The following is a 7,251-nucleotide window of genomic DNA, read 5'->3' on the forward strand; positions in this document are numbered from 1 at the left end:
CTCCTAAAGAAACATAAGCGCACGCTGTAATGCTTTATATGAAGAAAACTCCATAAAAAGCATTACAGTACCTAGTACATCAAAAGAAATGATTACTTTTTAATTTCAATATAACGCCAGTAAGTAATGAGTGGATTCACCTTTAAACCATGAACATCACTATGGGCCATAATACTACTGACCCTTGTATCATCAAAAATATAGGGGCCATATTGGGCCAGCATACGATTCATTTTATCGTATAGCTTCTGACGTTTTTCACCATTTGGTAGTTTCAATGTCTCTTCATAATCTTTATTGTAAGCGGGTAAGTTAAAACCTGAGAAGTTGGCATCGCCCTTATTTGGACCATAGAACATCTGCATAAAGTTTTGGCCGTCAGGATAATCAGCCCCCCATGCCATGCCCCACATTTGCAGTTTACCTTCACGGTTCGCTTTGGCCAGCTCACTCCAACGACCGACTTTAAACGTCAATTTAATTTTCAGGGAGTCAAAGGCTTGCTGCCAGTATTCATTCCATTGGCGATCAATCGCCGTAGACCCTGTTCCCATTTGCACCGATAAAGGGGAACCGTCTGGTTGCATGCGATAACCATCTGGGCCAATTTTATAACCCGCCGCATCTAACAACGCATTGGCTTTGGCTGGGTTAAAGTTAATCCCCATGTTGAAGTTGGGGTTATAACCCGCCACCCCTTCTGGAATGGCATATTCCACGGGTACAGCTTGTCCACGACGGATACGAGCAATAGTTTCATTACGAGGGAAGGCCATGGCAATCGCACGACGCAAGGCGATTTTTTGCGGTGTATACCCGCCTACTTCAGGATCGTCCATATTAAAGAAGTAAAAGGTAATTTCTAATTGCTTTAAGCGCTGTAATTGAAAGCCCTTATCAGCGTATTTTGGAGCCAGCTTTACATCCAGTGGATTCTTCGGATTCATCACCAAAGCTTCTTTTAATGCAGGCTGTGGAATCCCAGTAACATCCAGTTGATTATTCAAAAATGCCAGCCAAGTAGGCTGCTCTTCAAGAATAATATTAATGTTCACCTGCTTCACTTGTGGAATGATTTTGCCATGCATTTCTTTGGCAACTTTCATCGAAACAGGGTCTTTGGGATTTCCTTTAAAGTTGAATACCTCTTTGCGGAAATTGGGGTTTGCCACTAACTCAATTTTACTGCCCGGCCTCCACTCTTTCAGCTCATACGGGCCCGTCCCCACAGGGTGAGCGTTGGTATTGGCTTTATTGGCTTCAATCACTTCCCGTGCGACCGCACCAAAAGAAGGCATGGCTAAGATTGTATCAAAGTTATAGTTTACATGGGTGAGATTGATTTGCAGTGTGTATTTATCTAATGCTTTGATCCCCTCGATCTGGGTATCATAATTCAAAGGGCCATTGCCAGCCGCTTTTACTAATTTATCCATTCCAACAAACTGACCTTCAACTAGGTAGCTTTGTGGGGAGTTGATGGTTTTATCCAACATACGCTTAAAGGAGTAAACGTAGTCAGCCGCCACCAACTCACGTTTTTTGCCTTTAAAAGCAGGATCAGGGGCAAAATAAATCCCTGGCTTAATCTTAAAAGTATAAGTCTTACCGCCATTGGTGATGGTCGGCATCGCTTCAATGGTATTAGGTATCAGTTTATAGGGTCTGGCTAAGTAGTCATAGGTCATCAAAGGGTCATAAATATTCGAAACGACATTAAGAGAGTATTGGTCGGACACCTTCGCAGGATCAAAACCCGTCGCCCCAGCAGGAAAAGCAATATTTAACGTCTCTTTTGGAGACACCGCCAACGCCATAGACGAACCCATGGTAAGAGCAGTCATAAGGGCGACTTGTACTATTTTTTTCATTATGAATATTCCTTGTTTACACACAAAAGTAAAAAAAGTGAATTTTGTAACAAAAAGTAAGCAAAAAACAAGCCAATAAAACCAATGGCTTACCATTTTATTTCACATTCTCTGCCTATACTTATAAAAAACTTGGCCACTCAGTCAAGAAAAAAACAAGCCAATCTTTAAAAACCAACGCAACTACAGAGGCTGCAAGGAAGCCAAGCCTTACCCCAATAAAAATAAAAAAAAAGTGAAAATTTTATTTTTGTTTATTCATTAAGTACACATTGTCTCCTTACCCCTTATACCCCAAATGTTAAAATATTGTTACATAACATCACACTAGGCCCCATTCTGGGCACTGTTTTTTATGTTTTTAGACGGGTCATTTGTTTACTAATGGCTCGCTATGAACAGACAGGGATTGCAAACTAAGAGTCATACCATGCAGATTAAAACGAATGATAGCCATACGCCTATTTTTGACGATTCAATGACCCATAAAATATTCAAAAAAGGTCAAAAAATAGAACGAATTAAACATCAAGGACAGTCTGTTTGGGTCAAAAGACCCGAGGCAACGCGCTCAAGTCTATTTCATCGCTTGATTGCTAATGCCACCAAGTTAACTCTCCTCATGCCAGTGCAGGCTAAGACCCAACAAGAAAGTTTGGCATTTGAGTCAGAAAAATTACAGACACTGGCTTTGCTTGGGCTGCCTGTCGCCAATGTCATAGAGCAAACAGAACACTTTCTCTATTTGTCAGATACAGGCCTGGATCTGCGTCGCTATTTAAAAAAAACAGCATTAAGCCAAACGGAACGAACCGAAGTCATTTTAAAAGCGCTGAAGGTGCTAGCCAGCATTCATAACGCTGGCCATTATCATGCTGGCGCTCAAATCAAAAATTATACAATCGATCAACAAGGGGTTGTTTCAGCCATTGACTTCGAAGACAGCTTTGCTGAACACAATGCATTGATTGATATTCAATATCGAGACGTTTTCCTTTTCTTAATGTCGATTAGCCCATACAGCGATCACGAAACCTTTCAACATGTGATCGATAGCTACTTAAGCATAACCAGCAAGTATCAAATCAAAGAAAAGCTTCAGTACGTTGCAGATCGAGCTAGGCCTTTGATGAAATTACTTGCCTGGCTTGATACACATAATAAAAAGCTCAGCCGAGATATCGCCAGCACTTATAGCTTACTAATGTTTTTAAAAACACTTTAGTCTCACCTCTAGGTAAGCAGGAAACAATCTTTCAAATTGACTTTTTCTTGAATTTCATTGAGTTCCTGCTTTTAGTTCAATTTCCGTATGGATTTTATTTCATAAGTGTTAAAATACATCATCCATTTTAGACAGATTAAATTTTAAAAATAACAAAAAAACACAATTAAAAATCAAGAAAATATAAAAACATTCATTAAATAAAAATATGACAACAAGCCAATTTTTAACGCCATTAAAAAATTCATATAAAACAATGTCATATTCAAATAAAGCACCATCTCTCTAGAATATAATTCAAACAAATACCTTCAACCAACAGATATAATAGATATTTATCATCAAAACAATAGGTAAAATATATTCACTAAAAAACAAACTGTGTTGATATAAAAAAAATACTATAGTATAGTAAATATTGTGCAAAAAATAATCAGCGGATGTGATATATGGATATTGAGGATATTAAAAAAAACAATAGACATACCAAATTTTTTGAATTTACAAAACACAGCCCTCTGCTTTATGTAGCCAGTGAATATAATCTGCTTCTTGTCAGTTATCATTCACTTAATGTTATTACTAATTATGAACTGATGAATAAATTTATGGAAGAGAGTGGACAAAAAGGACTGGTCATTTTTGATGTTCCTAAAGATAGTGATACGTTAACATTAAAGGAGTGGCCCAATCTGAAAGGAATTTTCTTCGACGATGCAGAGGAGTCACTATTTGAGCAAGGTTTTAAAGCAATTGAAAAAGGAGAATTTTGGTTTCCTAGATCAATAACCGACGGTTGGATGCGTCAATTACTTGAAAACGAACAGCAAAGTACATTACGTTCTAGTAATTTAACACGTAAAGAAATTAAGGTATTAAATTTACTTTACTCTGGTCTGGAGTGTAGTGCCATTGCTGATAATTTGTTTATTTCTGAAGCGACAGTACGAGTTCACTTACATAAGATTTATCAGAAAATTGAAGTGAAAAACAAAAATCAAGCACGACTCTGGTGTAAGAAAAATTTAAATAAAATTAATAATTAAGAGGACTTATCTGAAAACGAATTGTGTCGCTGTATTCACCAGCCGCTTGCCTTGTAAAGTCTGCTAAGCGAACGCTAAGCTTGAGTAAAAATTTTGTTCTGTTCTGGTAAGAAAACACCTTTATTTTCTCTTGGTTTAAATTCATCCACTCCCCATCAAGATACAAAAAGTAGTTAATAGAGTATTTATTTTTATAAATATCATGGACTAATCTGCCATGATTTTCTGAGGTGATATGCATCTCAATATCTGAATTTGTCACTACTTTAAGGGTTGGCAGCATATTGTACCTTTTTCCAGAAACAAGTTCACCTAAATTAATTTCACTAACAGAACTATTGTAACCTAACATAGAAAGACTTGTTTTTGGTGATATCGTTTCTTCTATTTCAAACTCTTGATTGTCTAACAATTGATTATTTTCATTGTAGAGTTTTAATTTTAATCGATCTGAATACATCCCAGCTTTCACAGGTGTACCTTTTCGAATAAAAAGCTCTATTTCTGCATAGGAATTGACAAGATTTAACCGCGTCATTGACGAGCTAACAATTTGCTGTATATTGCTTCTTATTTGATAAGGTACTATTTGGTATTGACCTTTTAACTGAGACTGGTTCTCAGTTGTAAGAATGATATGCAACGGGTGACAATCACTAGTATCCAGAACAGTGATTCCAAGTCGCTTTCTCGCATCACTATGTTGCTCTGAATCGTAGTTCTCAAAATCGTCATATAGATGCTTTACATCACCGAGTTTAGCATTACATTCAGCATAAATGGTCTGTGAAAAAATCAAAGATAATATCAAAATAGAGAACTTATTTATCTCTTTAGTGCACATAGATCACTCCTTTTCTTTGCAGCTGCTCACCTTTTTTAACATTAATAATAAAGGTAGAGACATCAGAATTTTTTAATTTGATCTCATATTCACATGGCATAAGTCCCGTTAAAGCGAACTTACCCTTTCTATTTGTAAAAAAAACATGCTCTTTCTTTTTCTTATCCGTAGTACACACTGCCGTTCCTACTTGTAAAGAAAAAGGTGTCTTTTTTTCATCTAATAACGTGGCAATAACAGTAATATTAGCGGCATTACCTATCACAATACGGTAGCCACTCCGATAAGGAGGATAGAAAGAGATAACTCCAGCTCCTATATCATACCCTGGAGCAATATCATCGACATCGACAGTTACACTAGAATGATCATATGAATTAATATCATTTAATAAAATGGTATCGAAATCTCCACTACTGGCTTTGTATTTATCGTTTGATCGACCTAAGACAATCTTTTTATTTTTTAAAGAGGAATGTGCTTTGACTAAAGCAAAGCTATCATAGATAGGTCTGCCAACCGACCAATCATTTTGAGCAAACGCAATACTTGAAGAAAAACTAAGACGGCTTTGATGGCGTGACGATTGAGCATTAAGTTGTTGATAATAACTAGCATGATCGAAACTGGTCAAAAAGCGATTTCCTGTATATTGAGTATTTAAATCAAGCATGGCTTTATCTTGTTGATTTTTCTCTACACCTGCTCGAACATTAAATGCTCCCACATATCGACGGCTGCTATTTTGTGTATATTCTAAACGTGTTCGATTTCTTTTTGATTGATATAATGACCTTAGTCGCTTCGCTGTAGCAATTCTATAGGTCAAAGACAGGTTAACTCTCCATCCATTTTCTCCATTTGCTTGCTCCCATTGACCACCTATATTATAACGCCATTGCCCATTCAAAAGATCTTGAGAGAAATTCACCCCAAAATTTTTATCAAATTGATTTTGATCATAAGATCGAAAAGCATTAGCAAATAAAGAGGTCTGGAAGGTAGGTGTATTAAAAAAGCTATAATTTACTTGAAAAGTATGTTCTTTAAACCTATATCCATCACTCAAATTCGGCCTGTATCCAAGAGATTGAAAGCCTTTGGAAGCATGTTCGTAAGCGAAGCTAAACGCTTTATGCTTTATACTATTATCAGTAAACGTACTATACACTAACCGATAAGCTTTCCCTTTCTCTTGATCACTAATACTAAGTGCATCTTCGAAGGCAAACAAACCTATTTCAGAAGCAAAAACATGTTTAAATCCTATTTGTTTTATATATTTATCAGCCTGAAAATTAGCACCCACACTCCAGTTTGTTGAAACACCATAATTAAGATATGAACTTATCAATGGCTGATCGTAGAAATATTCCAACCTATTATTGAGTTCAGATGGAACACCTAGAAACAACTCATATTTCAATTCATTTTGTGCTAATAAGTTCAGCCCTGTTGTCACATCAAACTTGATGTAACTAACTTTTCCTGCAGCATCCGTTATTTTAAGCGTAATGTTATTATTTCCTTCATTTAAAGGAATATCATCTAGAGAGTAAACACCAGATGAAAGATTTAGGCGAGAGACTACTTGATCATCAACCATTACTTCGACTGAAGAAGGGCTTTTTAACGTAAAACTCCTTGATGCGCTCGGTCTAAGAATCCTATCAGATACTAACGAGTAATTATGAGCAATTGATAAACCTAACATACGAGAAGTAGATTGAAAATAGCTTCCCGATGTATACTTATCCCCTAGTGTGATTCTTGTACCATTAGATGGGAAGTCGTGTATTAATCGCGTTCCAGTACGTTTAATACTAGGATCATTGGCCTCATCTGTTGGATAGTATTCCTCATCATTTTCCAACACCCATCTATTCATATTGATAACCATCTCAGAGCGAACTGCCACTTGCTCATTAACTACATGATCAGATTGACTATTTTGATACAAATAACTCGAATATAAATTCATATAGCCACTTAATGAAGCAGAATCTGTGGGCTTTAACACTCTAGGATCTGACTTCAAACTTATACTTTGTGGTCGAATTATTCCTACTGGGATGGATAGATTAAGAGTAAAATCATTCAGATCAAAATCTACCTTAATATTGATCTTTTTAAAATCGACTTCTGATATCAAACCTTTTTCTTGCCTGCTTGAGAGAATGTAAACATAATTTTGATATAAAATTTTTGAAAAGACAGGCTTCACCTCACTCCATTTGAACAATAGTTCATCATTAGGTTCCACGA

At 36.4% G+C, this 7,251-nt stretch carries 5 protein-coding genes; 2 read left to right on the forward strand and 3 right to left on the reverse strand.

Translation table 11 applies throughout. From position 1 onward, the window contains the following. Positions 1 to 92: 92 nt before the first annotated feature. Positions 93 to 1,871: an ABC transporter substrate-binding protein gene (locus JHD45_RS16315; RefSeq protein ID WP_199477583.1), complete on the reverse strand. Its 1,779-nt coding sequence runs from the start codon at positions 1,869 to 1,871 to the stop codon at positions 93 to 95. Positions 1,872 to 2,301: 430 nt separating this feature from the next. On the opposite strand from JHD45_RS16315, the gene JHD45_RS16320 reads away from it, so the two are divergent. Both JHD45_RS16320 and JHD45_RS16325 read left to right on the forward strand, forming a co-directional pair. Further along, the gene (locus tag JHD45_RS16320; RefSeq protein WP_199477584.1) at positions 2,302 to 3,096 is read left to right on the forward strand and encodes a hypothetical protein; all 795 of its coding nucleotides are present in this window, start codon (positions 2,302 to 2,304) and stop codon (positions 3,094 to 3,096) included. Between the two features lie 449 nt (positions 3,097 to 3,545). After that, the gene (locus JHD45_RS16325) at positions 3,546 to 4,142 is read left to right on the forward strand and encodes a LuxR C-terminal-related transcriptional regulator (protein WP_199477585.1); all 597 of its coding nucleotides are present in this window, start codon (positions 3,546 to 3,548) and stop codon (positions 4,140 to 4,142) included. On the opposite strand, the gene JHD45_RS16330 is transcribed toward JHD45_RS16325, so the two are convergent. Further along, entirely contained in the window at positions 4,132 to 4,986 is an 855-nt protein-coding gene (locus JHD45_RS16330; protein WP_199477586.1) for a hypothetical protein, read from the reverse strand. The genes JHD45_RS16325 and JHD45_RS16330 overlap by 11 nt on opposite strands. Next, positions 4,976 to 7,251, reverse strand: a 2,276-nt coding sequence (locus JHD45_RS16335) for a fimbria/pilus outer membrane usher protein (protein WP_233407879.1), incomplete at its 5' end; no start/stop codon positions are given. The genes JHD45_RS16330 and JHD45_RS16335, both read right to left, overlap by 11 nt.

It is taken from the genome of Marinomonas spartinae, from assembly GCF_016461715.1.
In the GTDB taxonomy this organism is placed as follows: Bacteria; Pseudomonadota; Gammaproteobacteria; order Pseudomonadales; family Marinomonadaceae; genus Marinomonas; species Marinomonas spartinae_A.

What these genes read in the sequence shown, in the direction of transcription:
- JHD45_RS16330 (WP_199477586.1), bottom strand. Translation starts at nt 4,986, where the DNA reads ATGTGCACTAAAGAGATAAATAAGTTCTCTATTTTGATATTATCTTTG.
- JHD45_RS16325 (WP_199477585.1), top strand. Translation starts at nt 3,546, where the DNA reads ATGGATATTGAGGATATTAAAAAAAACAATAGACATACCAAATTTTTT.
- JHD45_RS16315 (WP_199477583.1), bottom strand. Translation starts at nt 1,871, where the DNA reads ATGAAAAAAATAGTACAAGTCGCCCTTATGACTGCTCTTACCATGGGT.
- JHD45_RS16320 (WP_199477584.1), top strand. Translation starts at nt 2,302, where the DNA reads ATGCAGATTAAAACGAATGATAGCCATACGCCTATTTTTGACGATTCA.